Raw genomic sequence first — 1,085 nt, forward strand, 5'->3', positions numbered from 1 at the left:
GTGCACGCGGCCGGTCTCGACCTCCCGCAGCGGCTCGAGGAAGCCACCCCCGAGGCTTTCGCCTCGGTGCTGCGGGCCAAGGTCGACGGAACCAAACACCTGGACGAACTGACCGCGGATCTGCCGCTGGACCTGTTCGTGGTGTTCTCCTCGATCGCCGCGACGTGGGGCAGCGGCGGCCAGAGTGCCTACGCGGCAGGCAACGCCTTCCTCGACGCCTGGACACAGCACCGCCGCGACCGTGGGCTTGCGGGAACCTCGGTGGCCTGGGGCCCGTGGGCAGGAGCCGGGATGGCGGTCCAGGGCGAGGCTGAACAGGCTCTGCGGCGGCGCGGCTTGCTGCCGATGGATCCGGCCATGGCGGTCCGGGCCCTGGCAGCGGCGGTGGACGGCAGGGAATCCTGCGTGACCGTCGCCGACATGGACTGGTCGGTGTTCACCCCGGCCTTCACCTCCTCCCGCCCGAGCACACTGCTGTCCGAACTCCCCGAAGCGGCCGACGCACTCAAAACCACGCCGAGTGATGACGCCGGACCGGGTCTGCGGCAGCGCCTCGTGGACGCACCCGCCACGGAGCGGGCCCGGATCCTGTTGGACCTGGTGCGTGAGCGGGCCGCCACGGTACTGGGACACACGGGTGCGGAAGCGGTCGAGCCCGGTAGGGCGTTCCGGGACCTGGGCTTCGACTCGTTGATGGCGGTCGAGCTGCGCAACCTGCTGACCACGGACACCGGACTGTCGCTCCCCGCGACCCTGGTCTTCGACCATCCCAGCCCGACCGTCCTCAGCGACCACCTCCTCTCACAGTTCTTCGACAGGTCCACGGCACAGCCGGACATGTCCCTGCCCGTGCTCGTCACCAGGAACGACGAACCGGTGGCAATTGTGGGTATGGCCTGCCGTTATCCCGGTGGTGTGACGTCGCCGGAGCAGTTGTGGGAGTTGGTTGCCGCCGGGTCGGACGGGATCACTCCGTTCCCGGACGACCGGGGCTGGCCCACCGGTCTGGTCGACGTAACCGCGGCGGTGGGCGGGTTCGTCCACGACGCCGATGAGTTCGACGCCGCCCTGTTCGGGATCAGCCC

At 69.9% G+C, this 1,085-nt stretch carries 1 protein-coding gene; it reads left to right on the top strand.

Annotation, left to right across the window (positions count from 1 at the left end; genetic code table 11):
• A partial coding sequence (locus tag ABZS61_RS34875; RefSeq protein WP_356430566.1) for a KR domain-containing protein occupies positions 1-1,085 on the top strand: 1,085 nt, incomplete at both ends.

Source organism: Streptomyces sp. NPDC005566 (genome assembly GCF_040605575.1).
In the GTDB taxonomy this organism is placed as follows: domain Bacteria; phylum Actinomycetota; class Actinomycetes; order Streptomycetales; family Streptomycetaceae; genus Streptomyces.